This is a genomic window from Roseofilum sp. SBFL (assembly GCF_017746885.1).
In the GTDB taxonomy this organism is placed as follows: domain Bacteria; phylum Cyanobacteriota; class Cyanobacteriia; order Cyanobacteriales; family Desertifilaceae; genus Roseofilum.
On the sequence record NZ_JAGHZH010000182.1, the window covers coordinates 1 to 26,276 of the forward strand.

At 46.6% G+C, this 26,276-nt stretch carries 25 protein-coding genes; 15 read left to right on the top strand and 10 right to left on the bottom strand.

Annotated features, from left to right (window positions below; genetic code table 11):
* On the bottom strand, positions 1 to 465 hold a 465-nt coding region (locus tag J7545_RS19750), incomplete at its 3' end, for a hypothetical protein (protein WP_318720047.1).
* Positions 466 to 679: 214 nt separating this feature from the next.
* On the opposite strand from J7545_RS19750, the gene nuoH reads away from it, so the two are divergent.
* The 5 genes from nuoH to J7545_RS19775 all read left to right on the top strand — a co-directional run bounded on the left by nuoH (position 680) and on the right by J7545_RS19775 (position 4,494).
* A complete protein-coding gene (nuoH, locus tag J7545_RS19755; RefSeq protein WP_318702119.1) occupies positions 680 to 1,798 on the top strand; it encodes an NADH-quinone oxidoreductase subunit NuoH in 1,119 nt (372 codons plus the stop codon).
* 47 nt (positions 1,799 to 1,845) lie between these two features.
* On the top strand, positions 1,846 to 2,439 hold the full coding sequence (gene ndhI / locus J7545_RS19760; protein WP_318702121.1) for an NAD(P)H-quinone oxidoreductase subunit I: 594 nt from the start codon (positions 1,846 to 1,848) through the stop codon (positions 2,437 to 2,439).
* 5 nt (positions 2,440 to 2,444) lie between these two features.
* Positions 2,445 to 3,056, top strand: coding sequence for an NADH-quinone oxidoreductase subunit J (locus J7545_RS19765; protein WP_318702117.1), 612 nt, complete (start codon positions 2,445 to 2,447; stop codon positions 3,054 to 3,056).
* A gap of 44 nt (positions 3,057 to 3,100) precedes the next feature.
* Complete coding sequence (gene nuoK, locus J7545_RS19770; protein WP_271936106.1) at positions 3,101 to 3,412, top strand: NADH-quinone oxidoreductase subunit NuoK; 312 nt, start codon at positions 3,101 to 3,103, stop codon at positions 3,410 to 3,412.
* A gap of 332 nt (positions 3,413 to 3,744) precedes the next feature.
* On the top strand, positions 3,745 to 4,494 hold the full coding sequence (locus tag J7545_RS19775; protein WP_318720049.1) for a GDSL-type esterase/lipase family protein: 750 nt from the start codon (positions 3,745 to 3,747) through the stop codon (positions 4,492 to 4,494).
* A gap of 16 nt (positions 4,495 to 4,510) precedes the next feature.
* Here the strand turns inward: J7545_RS19775 and J7545_RS19780 are convergent, their stop codons facing one another.
* Genes J7545_RS19780 through J7545_RS19790 form a run of 3 tightly spaced genes read right to left on the bottom strand, consistent with a single transcriptional unit; the run spans position 4,511 to position 7,642 of the window.
* Complete coding sequence (locus J7545_RS19780; RefSeq protein WP_318702115.1) at positions 4,511 to 5,245, bottom strand: DevA family ABC transporter ATP-binding protein; 735 nt, start codon at positions 5,243 to 5,245, stop codon at positions 4,511 to 4,513.
* A gap of 44 nt (positions 5,246 to 5,289) precedes the next feature.
* Positions 5,290 to 6,456 (bottom strand): ABC transporter permease DevC, encoded by a 1,167-nt coding sequence (gene devC / locus J7545_RS19785; protein WP_318702114.1) that lies wholly within the window; start codon positions 6,454 to 6,456, stop codon positions 5,290 to 5,292.
* Positions 6,457 to 6,475: 19 nt separating this feature from the next.
* Positions 6,476 to 7,642, bottom strand: coding sequence for an HlyD family efflux transporter periplasmic adaptor subunit (locus J7545_RS19790; RefSeq protein ID WP_318720050.1), 1,167 nt, complete (start codon positions 7,640 to 7,642; stop codon positions 6,476 to 6,478).
* A gap of 172 nt (positions 7,643 to 7,814) precedes the next feature.
* Between J7545_RS19790 and J7545_RS19795 the strand changes: the two genes are divergently transcribed.
* Positions 7,815 to 8,426: a TetR/AcrR family transcriptional regulator gene (locus J7545_RS19795; RefSeq protein WP_318702112.1), complete on the top strand. Its 612-nt coding sequence runs from the start codon at positions 7,815 to 7,817 to the stop codon at positions 8,424 to 8,426.
* 187 nt (positions 8,427 to 8,613) lie between these two features.
* On the opposite strand, the gene amt is transcribed toward J7545_RS19795, so the two are convergent.
* Positions 8,614 to 11,121, bottom strand: a complete 2,508-nt coding sequence (gene amt / locus J7545_RS19800; protein WP_318702111.1) for an ammonium transporter — start codon at positions 11,119 to 11,121, stop codon at positions 8,614 to 8,616.
* 188 nt (positions 11,122 to 11,309) lie between these two features.
* On the opposite strand from amt, the gene J7545_RS19805 reads away from it, so the two are divergent.
* From J7545_RS19805 to J7545_RS19830, 6 genes are all read left to right on the top strand, one after another.
* On the top strand, positions 11,310 to 11,975 hold the full coding sequence (locus J7545_RS19805; RefSeq protein WP_318702110.1) for a ThiF family adenylyltransferase: 666 nt from the start codon (positions 11,310 to 11,312) through the stop codon (positions 11,973 to 11,975).
* A gap of 84 nt (positions 11,976 to 12,059) precedes the next feature.
* Positions 12,060 to 12,473: a hypothetical protein gene (locus tag J7545_RS19810; RefSeq protein WP_318702109.1), complete on the top strand. Its 414-nt coding sequence runs from the start codon at positions 12,060 to 12,062 to the stop codon at positions 12,471 to 12,473.
* The gene (locus J7545_RS19815) at positions 12,470 to 13,423 is read left to right on the top strand and encodes a DNA polymerase III subunit delta' (protein WP_318720051.1); all 954 of its coding nucleotides are present in this window, start codon (positions 12,470 to 12,472) and stop codon (positions 13,421 to 13,423) included. Before J7545_RS19810 ends, J7545_RS19815 begins: the two co-directional genes overlap by 4 nt.
* 206 nt (positions 13,424 to 13,629) lie before the next feature.
* Positions 13,630 to 14,310 (top strand): hypothetical protein, encoded by a 681-nt coding sequence (locus tag J7545_RS19820; RefSeq protein WP_318720052.1) that lies wholly within the window; start codon positions 13,630 to 13,632, stop codon positions 14,308 to 14,310.
* Between the two features lie 294 nt (positions 14,311 to 14,604).
* A complete protein-coding gene (locus J7545_RS19825; protein WP_318720053.1) occupies positions 14,605 to 16,254 on the top strand; it encodes an adenylate/guanylate cyclase domain-containing protein in 1,650 nt (549 codons plus the stop codon).
* Between the two features lie 195 nt (positions 16,255 to 16,449).
* Positions 16,450 to 17,631 (top strand): RtcB family protein, encoded by a 1,182-nt coding sequence (locus J7545_RS19830; protein ID WP_318720054.1) that lies wholly within the window; start codon positions 16,450 to 16,452, stop codon positions 17,629 to 17,631.
* Between the two features lie 317 nt (positions 17,632 to 17,948).
* Here J7545_RS19830 and J7545_RS19835 read toward each other — a convergent pair whose 3' ends face one another.
* The gene (locus J7545_RS19835; protein WP_318702104.1) at positions 17,949 to 18,896 is read right to left on the bottom strand and encodes a DUF1517 domain-containing protein; all 948 of its coding nucleotides are present in this window, start codon (positions 18,894 to 18,896) and stop codon (positions 17,949 to 17,951) included.
* Positions 18,897 to 19,154: 258 nt separating this feature from the next.
* Between J7545_RS19835 and J7545_RS19840 the strand changes: the two genes are divergently transcribed.
* The gene (locus J7545_RS19840; protein ID WP_318702103.1) at positions 19,155 to 19,733 is read left to right on the top strand and encodes a hypothetical protein; all 579 of its coding nucleotides are present in this window, start codon (positions 19,155 to 19,157) and stop codon (positions 19,731 to 19,733) included.
* A gap of 87 nt (positions 19,734 to 19,820) precedes the next feature.
* Here J7545_RS19840 and J7545_RS19845 read toward each other — a convergent pair whose 3' ends face one another.
* Both J7545_RS19845 and J7545_RS19850 read right to left on the bottom strand, forming a co-directional pair.
* Positions 19,821 to 21,608: a DUF3352 domain-containing protein gene (locus J7545_RS19845; RefSeq protein ID WP_318702102.1), complete on the bottom strand. Its 1,788-nt coding sequence runs from the start codon at positions 21,606 to 21,608 to the stop codon at positions 19,821 to 19,823.
* 67 nt (positions 21,609 to 21,675) lie between these two features.
* A complete protein-coding gene (locus J7545_RS19850; protein ID WP_318702101.1) occupies positions 21,676 to 23,118 on the bottom strand; it encodes an efflux RND transporter periplasmic adaptor subunit in 1,443 nt (480 codons plus the stop codon).
* 61 nt (positions 23,119 to 23,179) lie between these two features.
* Here J7545_RS19850 and J7545_RS19855 point away from each other — a divergent pair, with 61 nt between their 5' ends.
* Positions 23,180 to 23,902 (top strand): hypothetical protein, encoded by a 723-nt coding sequence (locus tag J7545_RS19855; protein ID WP_318702100.1) that lies wholly within the window; start codon positions 23,180 to 23,182, stop codon positions 23,900 to 23,902.
* A 122-nt stretch (positions 23,903 to 24,024) separates the two neighbouring features.
* A complete protein-coding gene (locus J7545_RS19860; RefSeq protein WP_318702099.1) occupies positions 24,025 to 24,942 on the top strand; it encodes a hypothetical protein in 918 nt (305 codons plus the stop codon).
* A 10-nt stretch (positions 24,943 to 24,952) separates the two neighbouring features.
* Here the strand turns inward: J7545_RS19860 and J7545_RS19865 are convergent, their stop codons facing one another.
* Positions 24,953 to 25,138, bottom strand: a complete 186-nt coding sequence (locus tag J7545_RS19865) for a hypothetical protein (protein WP_318702098.1) — start codon at positions 25,136 to 25,138, stop codon at positions 24,953 to 24,955.
* A 328-nt stretch (positions 25,139 to 25,466) separates the two neighbouring features.
* Entirely contained in the window at positions 25,467 to 26,018 is a 552-nt protein-coding gene (locus tag J7545_RS19870; RefSeq protein WP_318702097.1) for a DUF3226 domain-containing protein, read from the bottom strand.
* Between the last annotated feature and the right edge of the window lie 258 nt (positions 26,019 to 26,276).

The window sequence follows — 26,276 nt, forward strand, 5'->3', positions numbered from 1 at the left end:
CGCGTTACTTTCAAGAATGCGATCGTGGCTCTGGACTGTTTCAAATAACTGTTGCCGCTCTTCCCTAGCTTCTCCTGAGACCTGGGTTAAAGCTTCCATCATACGACTATTGCTTTCGAGCAGGCGCTCTTGCCTCTCGGCTGCACTCGCGTTACTTTCAAGAATGCGATCGTGGCTCTGGACTGTTTCAAATAACTGTTGCCGCTCTTCCCTAGCTTCTCCTGAGACCTGGGTTAAAGCTTCCATCATATGACTATTGCTTTCGAGCAGGCGCTCTTGCCTCTCGGCGGCCCTCGCGTTACTTTCAAGAATGCGATCGTGGCTCTGGACTGTTTCAAATAACTGTTGCCGCTCTTCCCTAGCTTCTCCTGAGGCTTGGTTTAAAGCTCCCATCATATGACTATTGCTTTCGAGCAGATCGGCTAAACGGTCTAATCTTTCATCGGTCCAGCGCTCTGTACTCATCAATGTGTCTCCTTTAATTTCCTATTTTTAGCTTAAAGGCAAATCACAGTTGAAGAGGCGGATCGCCCCATCCCATTCCCCCATGGGACTATTTATGGTCAAATAGGAAGCATGTTTATGGGTCTAATTAGCAGATCAGACCCAAAAAAACCTCAATAAACTCTAAAATCCATAAAGGAAGTAATCCTTCCTTTCACTGGAATCGCGAGGAAAGATGAATTTAGGAATTGACTTACAAAGAAGTTTTATCGAATTACTGACTAACTTCGGTCTCCCCCAGGGAGCGGCAAAAGCCCTGTGGGTTCCCCTACCGATGTTAGTGGTTCTGGTGGGTGCAACGGTAGGCGTATTGGTCACCACCTGGTTAGAGAGAAAAGTATCGGCTGCCGTACAACAGCGTATTGGGCCCGAATATATGGGTCCGTTTGGGGTCTTAGTCCCGGTTGCTGATGGTCTGAAACTGCTGTTGAAACAGGATATTATTCCCGATAAAGCCGATCCAATTTTGTTTACCCTCGGGCCGGCTCTGGTCGTGATCCCGGTCTTTTTGTCCTTTCTAATTGTGCCCTTTGGAGAAAACTTAATGATCTCCAATGTGGGAATTGGAATATTTTTGTGGATTGCCCTTTCCAGTGTTGCCCCCATTGGCTTGTTGATGTCAGGGTATGCCTCCAATAACAAGTATTCCCTGTTGGGAGGCCTGCGGGCAGCCGCACAATCGATTAGCTATGAGATTCCCTTAGCCTTTTGTGTACTGGCGATCGTTATGATGTCCAATAGCCTCAGTACCGTTGATATTGTGGAGCAACAATCCGGATATGGAATTCTCGGCTGGAATGTCTGGCGGCAACCGGTAGGATTTATCATTTTTTGGATCGCTGCTTTAGCTGAATGCGAACGCCTGCCCTTCGATTTACCGGAAGCAGAAGAAGAATTAGTGGCTGGATATCAAACCGAATACGCAGGCATGAAATTTGCCCTGTTTTACCTCGGTTCCTATGTAAACTTAGTACTTTCTGGCCTTCTGGTGGCTGTCCTATACTTAGGAGGATGGGAATTTATTATTCCCGTTGATCAAGTGGCCCAGTGGTTGGGGATACCGGAAACGACTGGCTGGTTACAAGTGCTGATGGCCAGTTTAGGGATCGCGATGGTGATTTTCAAAACCTATTTACTGGTCTTCATTGCTGTTCTGTGTCGGTGGACTTTGCCCCGCGTGCGGATTGACCAACTGTTAGATTTAGGATGGAAATTCCTCCTGCCGGTTTCTTTGGTCAATCTTCTATTGACAGCAGCCTTAAAGTTAGTCTTTCCCTTTGCCTTTGGCGGATAGTTGAGAGTGACCTGTTTTGTGTCGTTACGAGTGGTTAATCCATCATGTTGAAGTTCTTAAAACAAGTCGGTGATTACGCGAAAGGGACGGTAGAAGCAGCGAAATATATTGGTCAAGGCCTCTCGGTGACATTTGACCATATGCAACGTCGTCCCATTACCGTGCAATATCCCTATGAAAAACTGATTCCTTCGGAACGGTATCGGGGACGGATTCATTTTGAGTTTGATAAGTGTATTTCCTGTGAAGTTTGCGTGCGGGTTTGTCCGATTAATCTTCCAGTGGTCGATTGGGAGATGAATAAGGAATCGAAGAAAAAACAACTCAAGCACTATAGTATCGATTTTGGAGTTTGTATTTTCTGCGCCAATTGCATTGAATATTGTCCGACGAATTGTTTGTCTGCGACGGAAGAGTATGAGTTGGCAGCCTACGATCGCCACGAGTTGAATTATGATAATGTAGCCCTGGGCCGCATTCCGTATAAAGTCACTAATGACCCCATGGTTCAACCGATGCGTGAATTTGCTTATCTGCCCAAGGGAGTCATTGACCCTCATACCGTATCCCATACAGAGCGACGGGCTGGACTGCGACCAGAGGAAATTCTGGAAAAATCGGAAACACCAAACAAGGATTAAAGAACGTGAATTTAGCTGAAGGGGTTCAATTGGTCTCATTTGGGCTGTTGGCGATTATGGCGATCGCCGCAGCTCTTGGCGTAGTCTTACTGAAGAATATTGTCCACTCTGCCTTTTTATTGGCGGGAGTGTTGATCAGTATGGCTGGGCTGTATCTGTTACTAAATGCGGGGTTTGTGGCAGCCGCTCAAACCTTGATCTATGTGGGCGCAATTAATGTCCTCATCCTGTTTGCCATTATGTTAGTGAATAAACAGGAAGACTATCAACCCCTGGTTCGGGGGTGGATTCGCAAGGGTGCAACGGCTGCCGTTTGTGGGGGGTTGTTTGCCCTATTGAGTATGATGGTTCTGCAAACGCCCTGGCAACTCTCCACAGAGGCGATCGCCGGAGATAGTGCAACAGTGCTGATCGGTTTGCATTTCTTTAGTGATTTTCTCCTGCCATTTGAGTTGGCTTCTGTCCTCCTATTAATGGCTTTAGTGGGGGCAATTATTCTCGCCCGTCGGGAAGAAATTCCTGACCAACCTCCCCAGGGTAGAGGGATTTCTGATATTTTACAATTGCCGGAACGACCAAGAGAATTGGTCTCGTCCAGTAAAGAAACGGAATCTTAAAGGGGAACAGAGCTAGTTCATTGATTGGGAGAAGTGGAAACATAATGGTTTTACAACTCGAATATTTTTTGCTCATTGCAGCCGCCCTATTTTGTATCGGTATTTATGGCTTGATTACTAGCCGAAATGCGGTACGAGTGTTAATGTCGATTGAGTTATTGCTCAATGCGGTTAACTTAAATTTGATGGCCTTTTCTAATTTCTTAGATCCCCAAGGCATTCGCGGCCAAGTGTTTACGGTATTTGTGATTACCGTAGCCGCAGCCGAAGCAGCCGTAGGCTTGGCGATCGTCCTATCGATTTACCGTAACCGCAATACCGTGGATATGGAGCAGTTTAACTTACTCAAATGGTAAGGGCAATTATTGGGGTGGGGTCAACCGACCCCAATAGCCCCTTGCGAGAGTTGTAGGCAATAGGTGATAGTCATATACACTTAATTATTAATAATTAATTGAATTGAATCATTGAAGCGATCGCCTTGGGCGACTTTGTTAATTTTCTGTTACGGTGTACAACTATATTGAGGCCCACACACCGGTCAGCCGGTGAGTTACTCATAATGATATAGCAGTGGAAGGATAGTTAAGGCATTTTCTATTGCCTTTTGCCTCAAATAATATCCTACTATCCTAACCAACTCATTCACTGCCATACGGCTGTACACCTTAGTTTGAGTATTCTCTCTATGCACTATTGTCCTACTGCATCAGTTTCCCCGGGTTCAACTCAGAACAATTCTAAGGGTTCTGCTCTCAAAATTATTGCCTTTGGAGATAGTCTGGTGTACGGGTTTGGAGATCTCGAAGGTGGGGGTTGGGTAGAACGCCTGCGCCGCTCGTGGATGGCTCCAGAGACTGCGGGCCATGTGGTTTATAATTTGGGAGTCAGAGGCGATCGCACGCCACAAGTCGTCCAACGGTTAGAATGCGAGTTTTGTCGTCGGGGAGAGTTGCGTAATCGACTCCCCGATCTGTTAATTTTATCCGTAGGATTGAATGATTCCGCTTGTGTGTCTCGTCCCCACGGACGCAACTATACAGATTTTAATAAGTTTCAGGCAGAATTAAGTTACTTATTGGATCAATCCAAAGAACTCTGTCCCGTCCTCTACGTGGGCATGATTCCGATTGATGAATCTAAAATGCCCTTTTTAGGCTGTTTGTACTATAACCACGAACAACAATATCGCTACAAGGAGGCTACGCGCCAAGCTTGCAAACAGCGCCAAATTCCCTATTTAGATTTGTTCGATCTCTGGACGCAACATTCCCTCAATTGGCAACAGGAGCGCCTCGGCCCCGACGGATTGCATCCCAATGTGTTAGGATATCAAACTATTTTCCAACAAATTTGTCAGTGGGAACCCATTCAGAGATTAGATCGAGGGACTATTGAGTCTCAAGAGTCTCGGCAATTACTCCAATGTAGCGCTTAGAGCCTATTGGTCAGAACTATCGATCGCGATCTGTCCCAGGATCTTCGGGGAGGTGGGTGAGATAGCCGTCTTCCATGTAAATAATACGGTTGGCAATGTCGAGAATCCGATTGTCGTGGGTAACGAGTAAAATCGTACACTTCTGCTCGATCGCCAGCTTTTGCATGAGTTCGACTACATCACGACCGGATTTCTTATCAAGGGCAGCCGTTGGTTCGTCGGCTAGGAGAATTTTGGGATTACTGACGAGGGCGCGGGCGATCGCCACTCGCTGTCTTTGGCCGCCCGATAGGTTTTCGGGATAGTAATTAATGCGATCTCCAAGGCCAACGCGATCGAGCATAGCAGCAGCTTTTTTATCTAGTTTGGTTGGCGATATATCCTCGTGCAATTCGAGGGACATACGAACGTTTTGTTTAGCCGTGAGGAAACTCATCAGATTATGAGCTTGGAAAATATAGCCAATTTGCTTACGCAATTCGTTCAACTGTTCTTTCCTAGCGCCTTGAAATTCATTACCCAATATTCTCAGGCTACCATTCTGTGCCGATCGCAATCCCCCCATGAGGGTCAACAAGGTTGTTTTGCCTGAACCAGAGGGGCCAGTCATAATCACAATCTCCCCAGATTGAATCTCCAGGCTAATGTCATGGAGAACTTGCTTTTTAAGCGCACCAGTACCGAAATGGTGATTAAGATGATTAATGGCGATCGCGGATGTCGATTCAGGGACAAACGTTGTTGTATTCATTGAGACAGTTAAAAATTCATATTACTAAGCTGTAGACGGAGATACTAGCCAAAAATATCAGCGGGATCGGCAGAGCGCAGTTTTCGCAGAGCGATGAGGCCCGAACCGGCACACATGACCAGCGTTAACATCAGCACGATAATGGCACGCCCGGTTTTCATCACAACCGGCAAAGCCGTCACATTGGCAGTGAGCTGATAAAGCCCTACAGAAAAGAAGAAACCAGGAATAAATCCGAACACGGCCAGGACAAGGATTTCTTGAACAAGAACACCATCGAGGTAGGAATCGCTGTAACCCATGGCTTTCAACGTGGCGTATTCCGGCAAATGGTCGGAGACATCAGTGTAGAGTATTTGATAAACAATTACCGTCCCGACAATGAAGCCAACCACTGCACCAAGATTAAAAATAAAGCCCGTACCTCCTTCACTCCAATAAACTTTTTCTAGCTCGATAAATTCAGCTTTGGTGACGACTTTAACATCGGGGGGTAAGCCCGCTTGTAATTGTCCCTGAACTCGTTCTAGATCTGCACCCGGCTCAAGGGTGAGCAAGCCGATATTAACGCGATTCGCCTGGCGGTTGGGCAATAAGGTAAGGAAGGTAGAGAAACTGGCGATCGCATTCGCTTCAGCACCAAAAGAAACCCCCATTGCAAATAAGCCCGTGACTTTGATTCGTTGGTCGCTAACTTCTGCGATCACGGTTCCTTGCTCTTCGAAGCGTTGGGCAATCGGTCCGAATTTACTCGACGAGGTACGATCGAAGAGGACTCGGTTAAGAAGCTTTAAGGATTGCACCCGTTCCGCATCCTGGATGTTGGTAAAGGGCGATCGCTCGGGGTCGATACCCCACAGTAGAATGTCGTGATTGATATGGGTTTCCGGATTACGCCAGGAGGCCATGCCGATAGAGAGTGGCATGGCCGAGGCTACGCCATCGTATCCGAGAGCTTGATAGAGTCGCTTGCGGGGGAAACTAGGCAGATTGATTAAGGTTTTTGCTCGGGGATCGAGTAACACTAAATCGGCATCCATCTCCTGGTGTGGCTTTGTCGCACTGTCATACAGGGAATCTAACAAGCCCATTTGTATAAACATGAGAACGTCGGCAAAGGCAATCCCGGCAAGGGCGACAAGTAGGCGAGCTTTTTGCTTAACGAGCTGATGCCAAGCAAGGGGGGTTTTGCGGAAGTATTTTAGCAACATGGTTAGGTAGGCGACGCAATTAGTTAAGTTGGATGGCAGTTTCGACTTGGAGATTGGTCAGACCAGAAACCCGTTGGCTGGCCTCTGAATCGAGGGCAATGCGCACTTCAATCACGCGGCTATCTAAATTGCTCCCCGGTTGATCGCTAAATACCGATTGTTTGCGGACGGCACGACCAATGTGGGTAACCATGCCCTGGATTGGGTCTTCCAATGCAGCCGCCACACCTGTGGCCATTTGTCCCAACTGCACTTGGCGAATGTCCGTTTCATCAACTTCAGCAACAATCACCATTTCTTCCGTTTGGCCAAGTTCAACAATGCCTGCCCCGTCTGCACGTTCGCCTGGATATACATGAACTTCAAGTACCTGACCTGCGAAGGGCGCGCGCACTCGTGCTTGTTCTAAGTCTGTCTCAGCTAGAGCTAGGGCTTCGACTGCTGCATCGACTTCAGCTTGAGCCACAGCCACATCTTCAGGACGTACCTCTTGGAGCTGCTCGAGAGTCGCCTGAGCTGTTTTAATTTGCGCCTGTAGGGTTTGGCGATCGCGAACCTGGGCAGCCTCAGCTTCCAAAACCATTGCTTGTGCCGAGTTGAGAGTCAAGGCTTTAGTGTCTCGTGCCGAGGCGGAAACAGCCCCATCTATATATAACTGTTCAAACCGTTCAAATTCTGTCCGAGCATTGTCAAGTTGAGCCTGCAACCGCTCGAGGGTGGCGGCTTGGGTGGTCATCTCTCCTGTCAGCTTGGCCTGGAGTTGGACGACAACAGCCTTTTGAGCAGCGATTTCACTTTTCTGGTTTCCTGCTTGTACCCGCGCGAGCTGCTGTTGGGCTAACTTGACCTGCTTGCGAGCGCGAGCCACCTGGTGTTGGAGACGGGTGTGGGAATCGAGTACAGCAACGATCTGACCCGCAGCGACTGTATCCCCAGCTCGGACGTGCAGCTCCGCAACCCGATCGTGTTCCAAGGCTAACGGGGCTGATAGGGCGATCGCAGTCGAAGCGGGTTCCAGACGACCCAAAACAACCAGTCGCGAGGGTTTGACTGGAGCTTGTATCACTTCAGGTTCCGAATCGGTGACGGGCCATTCAAACTTGCAACCAGCAATGCTGCCGAGCATGGCGACGAGCAGGCCGAGGGTCAGGTAGCGTAGGGGTCTTGACAGAGGAGAGGCACGCATTTTTATAGAGTGAATGTTCATTCTTACAATAACAACCGGAAAGTGAGGCTGTCAAGATAAAAAGAAAGAATGTTCATTCGCTTTATAAAGTAAGATAATAGAGCCACAATAAGGGTACTGTGCGCTCAAGCGAATCGATCTATCCAACCTACGAAAAGCTTCCTAGTGAACCATGCCAAGAACCCGAGATGAAAAAAAATTTAAAGAAAAGTGCGATCGCATCCTGGAAGTTGCCGCCCAATGCTTTTTAGAGTCAGGCTTTCACGGAACAGGCATGGCCAAAATCTGCAAGGCAGTTGGCATGAGTCCTGGAGCGCTATACCGATACTTTCCGTCAAAAGAGTCCATTATTGAAGCGATTGTGGAAGAAGAGCAAGCCATAACCGCAACCTTGCTGGGAGAGTTAGCCCGCGCAGAGGACAAAGCCATTGCTTTAGCAGACTTGATCGCCGGAATTGGCACGATCAATACCCATCGCCATGACTGTCAGCTTTGGTTAGAAATTCTAGCAGAAGCCGGACGCAACCAAGAGATCGCCAACCTCCTTCAAGCAATACAAGCGGAGGCGTTGAGAGCAATTGAGACAGCCATCTGCCAAGGACAAGTTAGAGGGCAAATTGATACGACGTTAGTCCCTAAGATTACCGCTCAATTACTGATAGCGATGATAGATGGTACAATGGGACAATTGGTGATCGAACCCTGCAACGATCCGGATTTATTTGCTAAATGTACGAAACAAACAGTCCTGAAAATTTTGACTTTTAATAGTGTAGCGCTATAGCCAGGGAAGGGAAAGTTAATAGATTTTCTGTTCCCGGTTCCCTAAAACCACAATTTAGCTATGCTAACCCACTCCTTCTTTGCTATTAATTAAGAGTGGGACAATCATGATTGGTTTACAACTAGAACGACTGTAGGAGTAAACGCCATTTGCTCTTACCGTTGTGTCCCATCCTTAATTAAAATAACTATAACTCTTTGCGCTTAAAGACCACCAACGTAATATCATCGTACATGGTGTGGGAACCCATATAAGAGCGAACATCCGCAATCAGGCGATCGCGAATCTCTTCCGTTGAATAATGCCACACCTGAGTGATGCGATCGCAAAACCGATCTAAACCATAACGTTGACCATCACTATTTTCCGCTTCCGTAATTCCATCTGTATACAAAACACCGCCATCCCCTGGATTTAGATCTACCACAATTGAGTCAAAAAACTCAGAGACATCCTCTTGTAATCCCAACGGAATTCCCAAATCAATTGTATCAATGCGCTCTATCCTTCCATCTGCACGCACAATTAACAGCTCCTCATGTTGACCACTCAACCTGAGCTGTCCCTGAGTATAATCCAAAATACTTAACGTTAAACTTTTTTCCGATTTCATTCGTTGTACATTATGATAAATCGTGCGATTCAGAATATCCAAAAAGCGCTCCGGATCGGTTTCCTCTGCTTCCAACAACGTCCGGACTGCCGTTTGCACCATAATCGACAAGACTCCACTTTCCAACCCATGACCCGTCACATCACCAATAGCAATTTTTATCCCTAAATCGTGAAGCAAAACATCATAATAATCTCCACCTACCTCAAAAGCTGGCTCCATAAATACAGCAAAGGTCAACTCCGGAATAGCGGTCAACTCTTCTGCTTTTGGCAACAAGATTTTTTGCAACTTCCGAGTCACGTCCAACTCAGAACTCATGCGTAAATTCTCCTCTTTAAGCTGCTGATTGAGTTCCAAAATTTCCGCATTAGCTTTAGCGAGATCGGCTTGGGTTTTCTTCTGTCGAGTAATATCTCTAAATGTCCCCACATAAAACGTGCGATGCTCGCCTAAATTTGCCTTTGTTAAGGTTGCTTCTATCGGAAATTCTTCCCCATTCGATCGCAATCCGATCGCTTCATGCCTTCCCGGTTTGATCAGTTCTCGAATCACGGTTAATCGGTCAGCTAGGGGATCGCTTGGAATCGAAATCAACCGATCAAGAGATAATCCCATTAATTCCGCAAGAGGATAACCAAAAATCTTTTCTGCACTGGGATTCGCTTTGCTAATTTCTAAATTATCTAGAGTAAACGTTAAAATTCCATCACTGGCCGTATTAAACACCGCCTGAGTTTTACTCACTGCTTCCTCTAGAGCCGCCATCACTTGATTGTAACGATGGGCAATTTGTCCCACTTCTGTAAAGGGTTCTACCGGTACGCGCAGAGCTAAATCCTGAGTATTAGCCTGCTCTTGCATCACTTGAAAGAGATCGTGGATTTCTGTCTGTGCCTGATGCTCAGAAATATTCAAACCAATTTTTTCTTCCGCTAAAGAAACCCGTAAAGCAATCAACTGGTTTAGGCTCCATAAAATCCCATAGGTTAGAGAAAAAGCCCACACTCCAGCAACGATAATTCCTAACAGTTGTACCCCGAATTGTTCTCGAACCGTTAACCCCGTTCCCAGAATCTGGGGATCGCCAAACCAGGCAACTGCTAAGGTTCCCCAAATACCAGATCCTCCATGGACTGCAATGGCATCAACGGCATCATCTATTTTAAAATCTTCCAAAAGTTGAGCGACAATCATCATAATTCCCGCTCCTATGATGCCAATCATGACAGCTTCTAATGTGGTGACGGCATGACAAGAAGCGGTTACGGCAACTAAGCCAGCCAAAGAGCCATTCATTAAGGCTTCAACCTGGGGAATTTTGCGCCGATACCAACTAATGGCTGCACCGGTTAGCATTCCTGACGATCCGGCCATCATCGTATTGACCATAATTCCAGGGACTTGGTCATTGAGGCTTAACGTACTGCCCCCATTAAAGCCTAACCATCCAAACCATAACAGTAGAGTTCCTAGGACAGCAAGTTGCATATTAGATCCGTGGATTTTACGGGGGTGTCCCGAATATCGAAATCGTCCGGAACGGGGCCCAACCACAGATAGTGTAGCTAAAGAAACCCACGCCCCAATACTATGAACAACTGTTGAGCCAGCAAAATCGACAAACCCCAGATTCTGTAGCCAACCGGAGGTATTTTCTAAGTTCAGACCATTCCAAGCCCAACAACCGAAGATGGGATAAATGAGGCCAGAAACGAGACCTGCAACCACGAGATAGGAAATAAATTTCATCCGTTCTGCGACTGCACCAGAAACGATGGTGGTAGAGGTGCTGCAAAACATGGTTTGGAAGAGGAAAAAAGTGGCGACTGAGGGGGTACTAATATTAATAAAAAAATTACTGATGCCCAGCCATCCACTGGGATTTTCCCCAAACATGAGGGCATATCCGATCGCCCAAAATAGGGTAACAGAGATGCCAAAATCGGCTATATTTTTAACAGCAACGTTAATGCTGTTTTTGGAACGAGTCAGGCCAGATTCTAAACACATGAATCCGGGTTGCATGAGAAAGACTAGCCCCGAACAGACGAGAACCCAAAGAATATCAGTCACATTCATAAAGGAGGGGGATCGGCGATCGCCCCAAGGTAACCAGCTCTCAAGGGAATGATGTTCAAATTTAGTGCGGAAAACACTCCAAACACCCAGACGCGGAGAATGGGAGAAGTCCTTCTCTTACGGGAGAAGGCTTGATCTCCAACATTATACAATGGAGATTACCGATCGCAGGTCTGGCAGGCATCACTATGTCTATGTTTTTTCATGAAGAATTGCACCGCACAGCCGCTATTATGGCCAAGCTCAAGAGTTTTCCGATCGCCATTTGCGGTGCCGGTGCCTTGGGGGGAAATCTGACGGAAAATTTGGCCAGAACTGGACTGACTCAGATTAAGGTGATTGATGACGATCGCATTGAGGAGCGTAATCTCTCAACCCAACCCTATTATCAATCGGATGTGGGTGCTTATAAAGTTAAAATACTCACCAATACTCTCTATCGGGCGTTAGGGATAAGTTTACAAGGAATGAATCAATGCTTAACCGACGACACCGTTCATAAATTGCTCAAAGGGTCCTCTTTGGTGATTGATACATTTGATAATAGTCCCAGTCGCCAAAGCGTCAAAGACTATTGCACAACATACCAGATTCCTTGCTTACATATTGGATTAGCTGCCGACTATGCGGAAATCATTTGGAACGATCGCTATCGCGTCCCTTCACCGGCTAATGATGATGTTTGTGACTATCCCTTAGCCCGTAATTTGGTTTTGCTCGCAGTGGCTGTAGCGTCTGAAGTCATCTTAACGTTTATTCGCGATCGCCAGCAGGACAACTATACGATTACATTTGCCGATTTTGCCATTACTCCCCTGCCCATTTCCGATGACCGGAAACAAGTAAATGGATAAAATCATCTGATCGCATAACCCTAAAGTCGTAGACGATAAGAGTAGGGCGCTGCCCTCATTCTTTCTTCATTCGAGGATTAACCTATGAATAGACCATCTGTAGCTATCCTATCTATCCTAGCTGGGGCGATCGCCACCCTGACTTCCCTAAGCAGTCTAGCCCAAACCACCCAAAAAACCATCAGTCCTGGGTTTCAACCCATGGAACTCACGGGTACATCTGGCGGCCCCACTGCAAGCAATTGCGGGAATTTAGCGGCTGCGCCCAATGTGAGACTGACTGTCACGGCCGATACTTCCATTCATTTCCGCCTGCAAAGTTCGGGTAACCCGACCCTCAAAATTGACGGCCCCCAAGACTTTGACCTCTGTGTGCCGGCCCATGATGGCTCAACCGTCGAAATTCCTGGTCAATGGCCTCCAGGCGAATACCAAGTATTTGTTGGAGATCTCGAGGCTGGATCTCATGGATATACCCTGAAAATTTCTGAGCAATGAGCATTAAATTTGAAGAAGTGATGGGCCAACCCCAAGCAGTGAGGTTGCTCAGTCAGGCGATTGACAAAAATCGTATTGCCCCCGCCTATTTGTTTGTCGGACCTGATGGCATTGGTAAGCGCTTGAGCGCTCGTTATTTTGTCGAGTATCTAGCCAGTCGAGAAGATACTCCAGAACACCTAGCACGGATGAGAAAACGTATGGAACAGGGGAACCATCCTGACTTGTTATGGGTGGAACCCACATATCAACATCAAGGACAATTACTGTCGATAACTCAGGCAAAAGCTGAAGGGGTGAAACGGAAAGCACCGCCCCGAATTCGGATTGAACAAGTGCGAGAAATTAGTCAATTTCTCAGTCGTCCCCCTTTGGAGTCCCCCCGGTCTTTAGTGGCGATCGATCGGGCAGATTTGATGGCGGAAGGGGCGGCTAATGGCTTATTGAAGACCTTGGAGGAACCGGGTCAAGCGACGATTATTGCGATCGCCTCTTCTGAGGCTGCTCTGTTGCCCACGATTGTTTCTCGCTGTACCCGAATTCCTTTTTATCGTTTGAGTCCAGAGACATTGGCGCAAGTTTTGCGATCGCGCGGTTATGGGGAAATTGTCGCGAACCCAACCGTGATGGCCTTAGCTCAGGGCAGTCCAGGGGAAGCGATCGCCGCTTTTGAGCAGTTACAAGCTTGCCCACCAGAACTCTTACAGTCTCTACAGAATCTTCCCCCCACTCCTCGAGAACAATTAACCTTAGCCAAAACCATTCCTCAGACCTTAGATACCCCCACCCAACTGTGGCTGATTGGCTATCTGCAACAGTTCTATTGGCAAAATCACCCGTCTTCCCAAACGCTACAACCGTTAGAAAAAGCCAGCCGTGCCCTTCTGAACTATGTCCAACCCCGATTAGTTTGGGAGGTCACCTTATTGGCGATGGCGAGTGGGCAGTGAGAAATAAGGCATATTGAAATTCTGTAATTTCTCTGATAAAAAATTAAATTCACCCAATAAGAGGATGTTTTCTCGCGATCCCTTATGGGACGATTAGCTCTGTCGTGCTTCAAGTCAGGGTTTAGATGCGCCGATTATCCAGGTTAAACGTATTAAAAAAATATGTTAAACATCAGAGATTAATAATTCTCTGTTGGTTGCAAATTTTGGCAACTTTAGGATTAATTGGAGGCTTATTTTCCCCCACAATAGCACCAACAGTTGAAGGCGATCGGGCCCGCAAGCGGCAGTTGCCTGGATTTACGGTATCAGCCAAATTAGTTAATCTCTCTACAGAACGTCTGTTTGCAACTCCCAACTCCGTAGGGGCGATCGCCATTGGAGTTGCTGAAGGAACCCGTACCCCTAGCGGAGGATATACCGATCTCTACTTTGGCCATACCGATCCGGGAAACTCCAAACATAACCTAGGAACCTTCGCCTATCAACATGGTGCAGACAGCCCCGAGGAAGCAGACTTCAAACAACTGCGACGACTTAAACCCTCCATTATCCAACTCGAAGAAGAAGCCCAAACCGTTGGTATTCACCTGGGCACCTTTAAATTGTTAGCTGGAGTAGATTTAATCAATCAATCTCCCCTAGCTGGAAAAGACTATATTAAACACCTCAAAACCTGTCACCAACTGGAAGAAGACCTAAAACAAGTCATACTATGTGCCCGCGTGCGCTCTTTCGTCAATCCCACCACGGGAGTACTAGAAGCCGATGGACTTGGTTCCTATCGCAGTACTGTCCGAAAAGATCAAAAGCGGCGCTTAGATGCTATAGAAAGGGTACTCAACTCAAAGAATAGGTTTAGGCACACATCAATCACTCATCAGTAACATCAGTACAATTGCCCTGAGATTGACTGTAGCTACAGATGATTCTCAGGCTCATTATTTACAATAGAGAGAATACCCTGCCAACAATCAGTTGACAGGTAATACTAGGGTCAGGGTTCATCCGATTTAGTTCTGGATTACTCGATAAAGAGATAATTTATAGCGTATGGCGTTCCATTCAGACTTGAGTGACTACTTTGATTGGACTCAGAAAATGGGTAAGTTAGATTTTTCTCAATTGCGTTGGTTGTCCGTGAATGTTGAAAGTACCATGGCTCAAGGGGTTGAAAGACAATGAGCCAACTTAAACTGCGGATACAAGTTGAGGGGAATACGGAAGGAACCGTATTGGTTGAAGATAATCCCTTTGTTTTAGGGCGATCGCCCGATTGTAGCCTCTGCCTCCCTTTTTTTGGTGTTTCCCGTCATCATGGTCAAATTATTGCCCGTGGGAATGGATGGCTCATCGAAGATATGGGCAGTCTCAATGGCACATTATTAAACGGATTACCCGCCACATCTGCACAATGGATTCATCATGGGGATGTGGTGCAAATTGGGGTTGTGTCTTTAGTGGTTCTCATTCTGCAACCTTCTGGAGAGGAGATTTCTAAAGGGCCAGAATTGAGTACCGATGGTACAACGATTCTCCGTAATGTTAAAGATCTGCAACGATTATGGCTGCAACCCCATAATGAACAAGATACCGCCAGCAGCAACCGTAAGGCGATCGCCCGGCTCAAAGATCTCGTAGACATTAGTAAAGGCCTCAACTCCGCCGGTTCCCTCGAAGCCATCTTTCTCCAAGTCCAAGAAGCCGTTTTTCGAGACCTCAAACGCATTGATCGTCTAGCCCTCTTAATTGACTTAGAAGCCATTGGACAACTCAAATTAGTTCGCCTAGCAACCCGTCATCAAGGTCAAGATACCCTCACTGCCGATAGCAGTTGGATTTCCCACAGCATCTGTCAAAAAGTCTTTATTGAAAGAGTCGCCATTCAAACCGCAGACGCACAAGCCGATGAACGCTTTGAAGGAGAAATGAGTATCCTCAGCAAAGGTATTCGTTCTGCTATGGCTGTTCCCTTGTGGGAAGAAGAACAAGTCTTTGGCGTTCTTTATGCCGATGCCCATGTTTCTTCCCAGTACACCAGTGTAGAAGCAGAAGAAGACCTCAGTTTTTTCTCCGCTCTAGCCAACTTAGTCGCCTCTTCTGTACAAAGATGGCTTCTAGAAGAAAAACTCAGAGATGAAGAAAATATTCGTCAGCGTCTCGAACGCTATCATACCCCTTCCGTTGTCCAACAAATGATGGCAGCCGGAGCGCTCACCGATGGCCGTTTACCCCTAGCTGAATATGAAATTAGTATTTTATTTGCCGATATTGTTGGATTTACTGCCCTCTCTGAACGGCTTTCCCCCTCAGAAATTGCCGAACTTTTAAATAAATTCTTTGAAGAAATGCTCCAGGAAGTATTTGTAGCTAAAGGCACGTTAGATAAGTTTATTGGCGATTGCATTATGGCCTTTTTTGGTGCTCCAGAAGTGCAACCGGATCACGCAGACCGGGCAGTGGCAGCCGCTAGAGGAATGCTTACTCGCTTAGAGCATTTAAATAAAACCAAGCGTTTAAATGAACCCTTACAACTGAGAATTGCCATTAATAGTGGGAAGGCAGTCGTCGGCGATATTGGCAGTTCCCAGCGAGTCGATTATACGGTATTGGGATCGACCATCAACTTGGCTTCTCGTATGGAAGGGATTTGTCCTCCTGGAGAATGTGTGGTCAGTGAACAAACTTATAAATTATTGCGCGTTCGTCGGGGATTTATGCCTATGGGAAGTTATCGCTTTCGGGGCATAGAACGACCGATTAGAGTTTATCAAACGACGCGCACTATTCCTGAAGAAACAGAAACTCACACGACTCATATACAGGAATAATCTTCAATGATATATAGTTGGATTGGTGAGTATTAGCTACGTTTAAAATCTCAAAAATACTTGCTACAAATGCGTACTGAAGATGAACCAAGACTCATTCAGCAGTCCTAGCAATTGACAGATATCACCTAGTTGTATTATTATGTAGTATATGCAGTCATCTGCCCCAATGCTGGACAGGAGAGGATTATTCCCATGCCTTATGAACATCTGCAATTTGCCCAAGCCAAACCCGTACTCTCTTGGGCAAACCACCCCCTAGCCCACGACGAAACCCGCATGGCAAAAAATGTGGCTTCCTTGCCCTTTGTCTTTAAGCATGTGGCGTTAATGCCAGATGTTCATTTAGGTAAAGGAGCCTTAGTTGGCTCGGTTATTGCCACCAAAGAAGCCATTATTCCTGCCGCTGTAGGTGTCGATATTGGCTGTGGTATGGCAGCCGTTAAAACCCCTTTTACCGCCGCTCAACTTGAGGGGAAACTCAAAAAGATTCGCCAAGACATTGAATCCACAATTCCGGTAGGCTTCAATGACAATAAAGAGGTCGAAAAAATGGTCACCAACTGGCAAGGATGGCAAGACTTTAAGGATTTACACAAAGGGGTACAAAACCTGGATAGTAAAGCCATGAAACAAATGGGATCTCTGGGGGGTGGCAACCATTTTATTGAAGTTTGCCTCGATACAGAAGATCGAGTTTGGTTAATGCTCCATTCCGGTTCTCGGCATATTGGCAATCGATTGGCTCAGAATCATATTCACACAGCCAAGGACTTAGCGAAGCTAGCCGAAACCTCTTTACCCGATCCTGATTTATCCTATTTTGTCGCTGGAACTCCAGAATTTACTGCCTATTGGCACGATTTACAATGGGCACAACAGTATGCTCGGTTTAATCGGGATGTGATGATGGCAAGATTAAAGCGCATTATCGAAAAACATCTCACTGGAGGCAAACCGATGAAACCTTTACTTGAGGTGAATTGCCATCATAATTATGCTGAACAAGAAACCCATTTCGGTGAATCGGTTTATGTAACGCGCAAAGGTGCGGTACGAGCGCAAGAAAATGATTATGGGATTATTCCTGGTTCCATGGGTGCGAAATCCTATATTGTCAAAGGGAAAGGCCATGTTGATAGTTATTGCTCTTGTTCCCATGGTGCGGGGCGATTAATGTCTAGAACCAAGGCGAAAAAATCCTATACTCTTGATGATTTGATTGTCCAAACCGATGGTGTTGAATGCCGCAAAGATGCAGGCGTTTTAGATGAAATTCCAGGAGCGTATAAGCCCATTGAGCAGGTGATGAATAATCAGTCTGATTTAGTGGAAGTGGTGGCTACTCTGAAGCAAGTCGTTTGTGTGAAAGGATAAGGATTGGGTAGGGTGCGTTAAGAACGCACCCTACTGGGCTATGGCTATTAGACATCTCCTAAAACCCCATTTATAGTAAAAAATCCCAGACTTCTTCTAACATTGATTCAGGAAGATGTTCTACTTCTTTGAGAAATAACTCTTTAATGTTTATATGGCTCATCAATAGACCCAGATATTAATTAGGTAATTATAGCACTTTTTCTAGACTCAACCGAAGAAACCGGGGTTTTCAGATCGCCTTAGCCAATGAACCGATACTGCTGAAAAAACCCGGTTTCTAAACCCTAAGCATTCGGGAGGAATTTCCCAAGAGCTTAAACCAATTTCAAATTGGGATAAGCGGCTAAAATATCATCACTGGTGAGGGTATCCCCACTGGCTTGGGGAGTCCAAAGCACTTCGATCGCCAATAGATTATCTTCCCCTAACGATCCCATTTGACTCAGGGCACGTCGCAAGTCTTGAGAACCATTAATTGCAGGTAACTCTAATTTACCGAAGGTGGCTGCGACTAAAGTCACTACAATATATTCACCAGAGGCTTGCCCTAACTCGTCAGTTGCTTCTCCCGGTAATGCACCCTTACTGTCCGCTTGTTTAAGCTGGTTATTGTAATTGGTGAGGGTTTCTTCCGTGAACTTACTGCGCTCGGCAATGGAGAATTGGTTAAACTTAGCTTCTGCTGTATCGAGCCGTCCTGGAGAGCTTTCGGCACTACCATAGACCCAATATTCTGGATGGCGCAAGAGGGAAAGAGTCGCTTCTTGTAGAATTTGGGCGCGTCCAGCACCAGTAGTGGGGTCGCTGGTTTGGGCGATTCGGTCTAAGTCAGTTTGCAAGCTACGTGCATCGGCTAAGAGTCCCACTTGCACTTGAGCAACGGAGGTCGTGGGATTCGAGCTACCGGTGACCATTTCCGTATCCCCATCGCCCAGGCGGCGCATGGTTTGCATCAGGAAGTTGGCGATCGCCACAAAAATCAGGATCGTAAACAGCCCACCAAACCCTCCTCCAAAGCCGAAGAAGGGCAGTAAAAAGGGAAAACCGAATCCCCCCCCAAAGCCATATCCACCCCCTGTATAGGTGCGGCTAGGGGCGCTATAGGTGCGGCTGGGAGCGCGGAAGGAGCCGCCTCCAATGCGTCCGCCGGTTCTGGCAGCTAGGGCGCTGGTGGCACTACCCAAGGTGAGGGCAACCATTAGAACGATGAGTAGCAGGGATTTCCAGGCGGTTTTGCGATTGAGCCAAGATAAGTTTTTCATGGGTTATGGTATTGAATATCTTGATTACTAGAATGAAAGGAAAACGCGATCGGGTTCTCCTCCCTTTAAAGTATCTTTAGATTAAACCCTTGGAATTGTCGGTTATCCCCCTTTGCAAAGGTTGGGTAACCTGAATTCGAGAATAGTGGCGGGTAGGGTGAGCAGGGTATAGAGTTGTCGAAGTTGAATCCATCGCTGATTCTCTTGCCCACCCTAGGATGATTGGCAATCATAACGGTTCTTTCCCAGGAAACTCCAATGTTGACGATAACAAATGTGAAACTGAGAATATTGGCGATCGCCGCAATGCTGGCTCCCTTCGGCTTTACTCTTCCCCTTGAAGCAAGCCAGGTTTTGCTTCCCCATACCCATTTGCCCTTAGTTCTGTCTCAGTCTGATTGGCAAACCTATACCAGAACCGGAAACTTTAGAGTCCAGATGCCAGGAGAACCCGAAGAGGAAAGGAGTTCTGAAGATTTTGGCGGTGAAACTCTGACCATTGAAGAAATCCAATTTGAAGACGAAGAGGGAATCTATGGAGTATTTTATATGGAGTTGCCCACTGAATACCTCCAGCAAGCCAGCGATAAACAGATTCTCGACGAAATGAGCGATAGCTTCTTGGAGGGAATGGAAATGCCAGACCTCAAAAGTCAGGAGCAATTAATCGATCTCAATGGCTATCCTGGTCGTGAATACCGCGTCAGCGAAATTGAGGGGGAAGGGTTGCTAGTCCTGCGCTTGTATCTAGCAGAAAACAAAATTTACTTCCTCGTTAGCGCATCTTCAGTCGCTGATTTAGTAGAGCGCTTTATGAATTCCTTTGAGTTGTTATAGCCAGGAACTCATTAAGTTCGGATAGTTAGGCAGTAGGCAGTAGGCAATAGGTAAAAAACTAGGTGTTACCCTTGCCTATTGCCTAGCTTATTCTTCGGACTCTTCTGGAGAAGGTTCTGGAGAGGCTTCTGGAGAGGCCTCTGGTGTTGGTGAGGGGTTTAAGCTCGGAGAGGGTAGGGGTCCGGGTTCCTGACCTTTTTTCAGGCGCACCAGCAAGTCATAGCGGGTGGTACGGGGGCTAGTAATAGCGGAGGTTACGCCAATGGAGTCAAACGCCTTAAAGAGATTCGCTTGATCCGGAGGCATAATAATCGGTAGGGGGAGATTTTGGTTAAACAGACGCTCGATATCGGCGTAAAAATAACCACTTTGGGGACTCAGACCTTCGGGAATACTGGTTGTGAAGCCTGTGCTACTCGCAAGGGGATCTTCAGGAGGGGTAATGATACGGTTGGAGATGGGTGCGCCAAAGGTCATCATGACTAAGTCATCACTTAACCAGGCTCGACTAATGTCAATAATGCCAAAGGGAAGTTGCCATTGAGTAACTTCGGTTTCACCGATGGTTTCCGAATTAATTTGCACCTGATATTTATCTTGCATAGCTTGGTCGAGGCTGGCAAAGGTTTCGTTCGCCGCTTCTCGATCGCCGGTATTCACCATCACCGCAAAGCCAAATGGAATTGGAGACGTATTTTGATCGGCAGGAATCATGGCGATCGCAAATGCGCCATTCATCCACTTAAGTAAATCTTCTTCTAAACTTAATCCCGTGGTATCTAATAAACCTTGTTTTAAGCCTTCTGGATTTAAGGGCGCTAAGGGATTCCCCTCCACACCTGTGGCATATTGATTCCATGCCTGATTCAAATTACTGCCTGTGAGCATCATCAACGTATCACTGGGGAGATAATTTCCCAGATCCAAGCTTAGGCTATCGGTTTGTAATTTCCGATCCGCTTGATTACTCAGCCAAGTAATCCCCTTAAACACTAAACCATTCGAGGCCACTTCTAACGTAGCCGCTAATCCCTGATTGGTTTGAATTTTGTCCAATTCTTCTGGGGCGATCGGGCGTACAGAATTGGCAGCAGCAACTCTAGTGGCTTCAGGAATATTGACATACATGCGTGCCAAACCTGAAGACGTTCCCAACTGTTCTAAAGCATTTTTATATCCCGGAGTCGAAGCCACAGAAGCCGATCCTTTAAACGTATCAATGACTCGTTCCGTGGCTTCTGGAGCGCTACTAATGACCAAATATCGGCCATCCAAAACTGTCGAAGAAAATACCACATCTGCATCGGGTTTTGTTTCTTGGATTTCAATATCCTTATACGTGCGTTGGGTGAGTTCTTGATCGACTAATTTTCCAGAAATTTCCTTTGCTTTCAAGGGATTGGCAATCGGAACAATCATCACCCAAGAGGGTTGTTCCACCATCACTATCCGTTCTTCTTCAGAGGGGGATTCATCCTCCGCTATTTCTGGCGCTAAATAGGCCCAGGTTACTTCTTGTCCCACCCAAGGCTGAATATCTTGGAGGTAATCTAATTTCGTTTGGGTTTGAAATTGATAGCGCAGTTGGGCTAAACTTTCGTCTAATGCTGCTTGAGTATTGGGGGTGCCAAAGGATCGTAAATTTTCCCATTGACGCTCATTGGTGGATAAAGAAATGGTCATCAGGGAATCTTGGGGAACCACATTGGCTCCCAGTTGCATATCTTTGGGAACTTGAGTCCGTCCAACGAATAGCCAATAAGCCAGGCTACCGGTTGCACCCAGGATAATGATTCCAGCGATCGCCAGTAACCCTAGCTTTTTTTTGGAATCTGAAAGATTTTGCAGCACAGTTAGAGGGGTTTTATCGGTCATAAAAATTAAGGGAAAAGCAAGAGGCAAAAGGCAACAGGCAATCCAAGAAAACCTAGGTTTACCCGAGTTATGGGGAAGAGAGGATACTTAATTCTACGCGATCGCCATCCTCAAGGGGTCGAGAACTTTGCAAGACATAGCGTTCTCCAGGTTCTAAACCAGAGACAATTTCCACTTCACCATCGCGGGTTGTTCCCAGGATGACCCGTCGAGAGGTTACGATGTTTCCACTGGTCTCATCAATCAGAAATAGGGTAGCATCCTCACCTTCTCGGTTAACCAAGGCTCTTTGGGGAACCCGGATCGTTTGGCGATCGCCCACTTCAAAGTTAGCTCGGGCTAATAATCCACTCCCTAAGCGCCCGCTACGATTAGAAATGGTTACTTCCACGGGAATTAACCGCGCCACCGGATCGGCTGCTGGGGAAATTCGGGTGACTTCTCCGGCAAATTCTTGGTCAGGAAAGGCATCTAAAGTCACCGATACATATTGACCCAGATAAATTTGATACAAATCTAATTCCGAAACTTCCACATTGACTTTCACGCGGCTAAAATCCCCAATTCTGAGCAACTCATCGCCGGGTCTTACCACCGTACCTGATTCTGTTTGTCGGTTTAAAATAGTGCCAGAAATAGGAGCTTCTACTTCCGTATAGGATTGACGCTCTTGGGCTTGACTGAGAATGGCTTGTTGGGCAGTGACTCGCTCCTGAGCTGCGGCGATGACCTTATTTTGCGTGACAATCTGAGCTTCCGCTGCCGAGAGAGCTTGTTTAGCTCTTTCGGCAGAAGTGCGGGCTAATTCCGCATCTTGTTTAGAAATGGCTCCTTCTTTATACAACGTTTCCAAACGTTGGGCATCGGCTTCAGCTTGGCTTAATTCAAGTTTGGCAATTTCAATTTGGGTTTGTAACTGGCGAATCTGGCTTTCACTTTGGGCGACTTCTACCCGACGAGCCGAGAGTTCTGCCTGAGCTTGGTTAATGGCTGCGGTGGGTAAGGCTTTATCAATTTCGGCAATCACTTGGCCTCGACGGACGCGATCGCCCACATCTACACTCAGATAAAGGAGCTGTCCTTCACTTTGCGATCGCAATGTCACTTCCTGAATTGGTTCTGTGGTTCCCGTATAGGTTAAACGCGTTCCTCGATCGCTAGCCGCAGCCGTTGCCACATCCACGGAAATGGTCTGGGGTTGATTGGCGACGGGTTGGGAAAAGGCGCTTGATTCAGGACGAGGGAGCAATTTACATCCCGTGCTTGTCAACAGCAGAGCCATCAGTAAGAGTAATTGCAGAGGAGGACGTTTAATCGCGATCGGCCGATTTCCGGTGAGTGTATCGCGCCATAGACTCACATTCCGATCCGATACCTTAAATTGACTGAATCGATCCCGTTGCCTCATAAACCAAATTGGGGTTAAGGTGACATCTGCATAGCCAGAGAAAATCCTTGGAGCTGTTGTCCGCAGGATTTTCCCTTTATTGTAAACAATTGTGCCCTTCACTGGTGCGCATTTCTCAATTAACCGCGATCGCAGGATTTACTCTCTTAGTTGGACTATCTATATGAACAGACGATTAAAACCCGCTAATTTTACAGCACTTGGCGATGTTATGGAGTATAGTGCTGAATCCTCAAAGCCATGTACGACAACCCTATTCCCTATTCCCTATTCCCTATTCCCTAGCGCGAAGCGCTATATCTCTTCTATTTTTGCTCTCACCCTTGCTCTAACTAGCTCTAGTTTCATCATAGGGCAAGCGGTTGCTCAAGCGAAGACCATCACCCTAACCATGCAATTTTTTGGGACGAGGCGTGAGGTGATTGGGCAAGGTCAATTCAGTTATGATGATTCCGAACCCTATCGAACGATTCAAGATGTAGACTATTTTGCCATCTCAGATTTTGAAGCTACATTTAAGAATACCCAAACTTGGTCTTTAGATGATTTGGTTTCTGGCGATCAACCCTTATTATGGGCCCCAGAAGGAGAATCCTATCCCACACCGCGCATTGCCACCATTGGTGGATTTGGTGCGTTGACCCAGGGATGGGCATTTTTTAAATCCAGAAGTGTTGATAGTGAAAATTATGGGGTACTCCTGATTAAAAACCCCGCTTATCGGAATCAGGGAGATTTTGCTCTCACGGTGGGAGTGCAAGATGTTACCCAAGGAGGGGTGTTTGAAATTCAAGAGGCTCCGTCTACTTCTTCGGTAAATCTGGATTCCCAGGCTCAGTTGAATGGACTTTGGAAACTGGGATTAGTGGGTGTGGGTATATTTTAGGGGATAATTAATCGTTAAGTATTCTATTGGCGATCGCTGTAAACTTTAGAAGAGTAGGGTGCCCTGCACTTTTGCGAACGCACCCTACGGGATTTGCTTACGCTATTACCCGGAAAAAGTTTATGATTGCTAAGTTTCCTGTCCTCAACTGGCTCTCTTCTGTTTTAGCTGGCACCGCGATCCTAGTAACTCTGGGGGGTGTGGTTCCTGAAGCGGCTCAAGGGGAAAGTATAATGTCACAGGTTGCCCAAATGGATCGCAGTGTCCCCCAAAATATATACAATACGGGGCAAACTTCCCTAGAACAGCACAATTATCAACAAGCCCTTACTTATTTTAATCAGGCGATCGCCATCAACGGTGAGTATGCCCAAGCTTATCAAGGTCGTGCTTTAGCCCGCGATGCTATGGGAGACTCGGAAGGTGCCGTCTCTGATTTACGCACCGCTGCCAGCTTCTATTGGAAACAAGGCAATGCCCTAGCTGCTTATGAGGCGATTCGGTTGATTGAGCAAATGGGTAAAAAATTTGTCTGTCGCCAGAGTGGAGGGCAGTGGCAAACGGTTATGAACCTAAAGTCGAACACCTATCCGTTGATTATCTGGCACGATCGCAGGGTATGGGATGTTGACGGCAATGGAAACCCAGTTTTTCTGGAGCAAGATTCCATGGTGACGACGACAATAGCCGAAAAAAATACTGAGTTATCAGCTCAAGGACGTTGCGCCAGTGTTTCCGAACGGTTGAATAGTATCAGTGATGCTTTGATGCATAGGGGAGCGCAACACTTATTCAGAGTCGCAACCCTGGAAAGTACAGTTGAAGAAAGCGCGCGAACCGGCGAAGTTTTAACCTTGAAGCATAAGATTCAAGTGGCGTGTATTCCGGATAATCAAGGGATCTGCGATCGACAAAATGCCATTTTTACCCTCACAGGACAACCGGAGGGTGAGGGCGTTACGGAAAATAATCAAAAGCGTCTGGAGCGCTTGGCGCGTTTGATCGATCACCCCGGTTCCGGTAAACCGATTCATAATTAACAAGCCATCCTCAATTGCTCCAAACCTTCTCTAATTTGGGCGGGGTTTTGGATCTGTAGGGTTTGGTAATACCGATCGCCCGCTTCAAGGGTTCTCTTACCGGATACGCTGCTTCTGCTTTGATCAAGCTGCGATCGGGTAAGTCTCCATGGTAGGCGAGAATCGCTAGATCTCTAGAGAGTACGGAGCTATCCATCCAGCGTCTCTTTTTCCGCTGCGCGATCGACTAAACTCAAGCATGGCACAGGATACCACTTGAAGGTTTCTGGATCGTCTAGCTCAATGCGTCCTTCAGAAACAATTTTCCAGCGAATACTTACATCATTGATCGTAACGGGAAACCGAACCCTGTAGCGATCGGCTCTAATTTCCCTGGGAAAACCTAAGTCTTATCCGCTAACATGCCCCGATAATGCCACCCTTGCTCATAGCGGTGTAGTATTTCTTGGGAACTGAAGCGATGGATATCCTGGATCTGCCAGCAAATGGCTTATAAAAACAGCAGGCGATCGGGAATAAACCCATCAGGCACTCGCCTCATCGTTCTTTAACCCTAGTAAATCCTCTAAAAAAGAGATCAATTTTTGCAAGTCTTCAACGGATGCAGCCGTTTCTGAACTAATCCATTGATTATCAGAAATACTGGTTTGATTGGTTTTACCTGGTTTGAGAACGCTAACCACTGTGGCAATAATTGCCTTTTCCCGATCGAAAGGTTTCCATTTGAGTTTTTTACGCTCTTCTTCTGAAAAGCAATCGATATAATTGTTTGCTCTTTGCAAATAGTCTCGATACGCTATCTCACCGCATTTTAACAGCAAGGTCTCCAAAACCCCTTGCTCTTCATTGTTAGGTAATACAAAAATACCCGTTCTTGTCCCACTCCGGTTAACTTCTCCTGGAGTATCAGGGTATTGAGGAAAAAACTCTTGGAAATCGTTACAATAGTTTTTGGCAACGATTTCAGGTCGATCGTTGTCCGCATCAACAACAATACCAAAGGAGTAAAATTGATCGCAATCTATATCCGATAACTTACAGCGCTTCGCGCTGCTATGAGGTACATTGTTGATCATAGATGTGAGTTGTCATTGCGACCGCAGGGAAGCAATCGCCAAGATTGGGGGATTTTGCGATTGCTTCATTCCACTTCGTTCCATTCGCAATGACTGATCTCAATGAGACTGTACTCCGTTACAGCGCAAAGCGCTGTATCCCTCTTCTGTCACTCTCCGGTTTCTTCTATTATTAATAATTTCCAGAGCTAAGGTATACTCAGTGATACAGGGTGTGGCGATCTCATTTTTGCCCATATGCATACTCTTGGGAATTGA

What these genes read in the sequence shown, in the direction of transcription:
- nuoH (WP_318702119.1), top strand. Translation starts at nt 680, where the DNA reads ATGAATTTAGGAATTGACTTACAAAGAAGTTTTATCGAATTACTGACT.
- nuoK (WP_271936106.1), top strand. Translation starts at nt 3,101, where the DNA reads ATGGTTTTACAACTCGAATATTTTTTGCTCATTGCAGCCGCCCTATTT.
- J7545_RS19775 (WP_318720049.1), top strand. Translation starts at nt 3,745, where the DNA reads ATGCACTATTGTCCTACTGCATCAGTTTCCCCGGGTTCAACTCAGAAC.
- J7545_RS19780 (WP_318702115.1), bottom strand. Translation starts at nt 5,245, where the DNA reads ATGAATACAACAACGTTTGTCCCTGAATCGACATCCGCGATCGCCATT.
- devC (WP_318702114.1), bottom strand. Translation starts at nt 6,456, where the DNA reads ATGTTGCTAAAATACTTCCGCAAAACCCCCCTTGCTTGGCATCAGCTC.
- J7545_RS19790 (WP_318720050.1), bottom strand. Translation starts at nt 7,642, where the DNA reads ATGCGTGCCTCTCCTCTGTCAAGACCCCTACGCTACCTGACCCTCGGC.
- J7545_RS19795 (WP_318702112.1), top strand. Translation starts at nt 7,815, where the DNA reads ATGCCAAGAACCCGAGATGAAAAAAAATTTAAAGAAAAGTGCGATCGC.
- amt (WP_318702111.1), bottom strand. Translation starts at nt 11,121, where the DNA reads ATGAATGTGACTGATATTCTTTGGGTTCTCGTCTGTTCGGGGCTAGTC.
- J7545_RS19805 (WP_318702110.1), top strand. Translation starts at nt 11,310, where the DNA reads ATGTCTATGTTTTTTCATGAAGAATTGCACCGCACAGCCGCTATTATG.
- J7545_RS19810 (WP_318702109.1), top strand. Translation starts at nt 12,060, where the DNA reads ATGAATAGACCATCTGTAGCTATCCTATCTATCCTAGCTGGGGCGATC.
- J7545_RS19815 (WP_318720051.1), top strand. Translation starts at nt 12,470, where the DNA reads ATGAGCATTAAATTTGAAGAAGTGATGGGCCAACCCCAAGCAGTGAGG.
- J7545_RS19825 (WP_318720053.1), top strand. Translation starts at nt 14,605, where the DNA reads ATGAGCCAACTTAAACTGCGGATACAAGTTGAGGGGAATACGGAAGGA.
- J7545_RS19830 (WP_318720054.1), top strand. Translation starts at nt 16,450, where the DNA reads ATGCCTTATGAACATCTGCAATTTGCCCAAGCCAAACCCGTACTCTCT.
- J7545_RS19835 (WP_318702104.1), bottom strand. Translation starts at nt 18,896, where the DNA reads ATGAAAAACTTATCTTGGCTCAATCGCAAAACCGCCTGGAAATCCCTG.
- J7545_RS19840 (WP_318702103.1), top strand. Translation starts at nt 19,155, where the DNA reads ATGTTGACGATAACAAATGTGAAACTGAGAATATTGGCGATCGCCGCA.
- J7545_RS19845 (WP_318702102.1), bottom strand. Translation starts at nt 21,608, where the DNA reads ATGACCGATAAAACCCCTCTAACTGTGCTGCAAAATCTTTCAGATTCC.
- J7545_RS19855 (WP_318702100.1), top strand. Translation starts at nt 23,180, where the DNA reads ATGAACAGACGATTAAAACCCGCTAATTTTACAGCACTTGGCGATGTT.
- J7545_RS19860 (WP_318702099.1), top strand. Translation starts at nt 24,025, where the DNA reads ATGATTGCTAAGTTTCCTGTCCTCAACTGGCTCTCTTCTGTTTTAGCT.
- J7545_RS19865 (WP_318702098.1), bottom strand. Translation starts at nt 25,138, where the DNA reads ATGGATAGCTCCGTACTCTCTAGAGATCTAGCGATTCTCGCCTACCAT.
- J7545_RS19870 (WP_318702097.1), bottom strand. Translation starts at nt 26,018, where the DNA reads ATGATCAACAATGTACCTCATAGCAGCGCGAAGCGCTGTAAGTTATCG.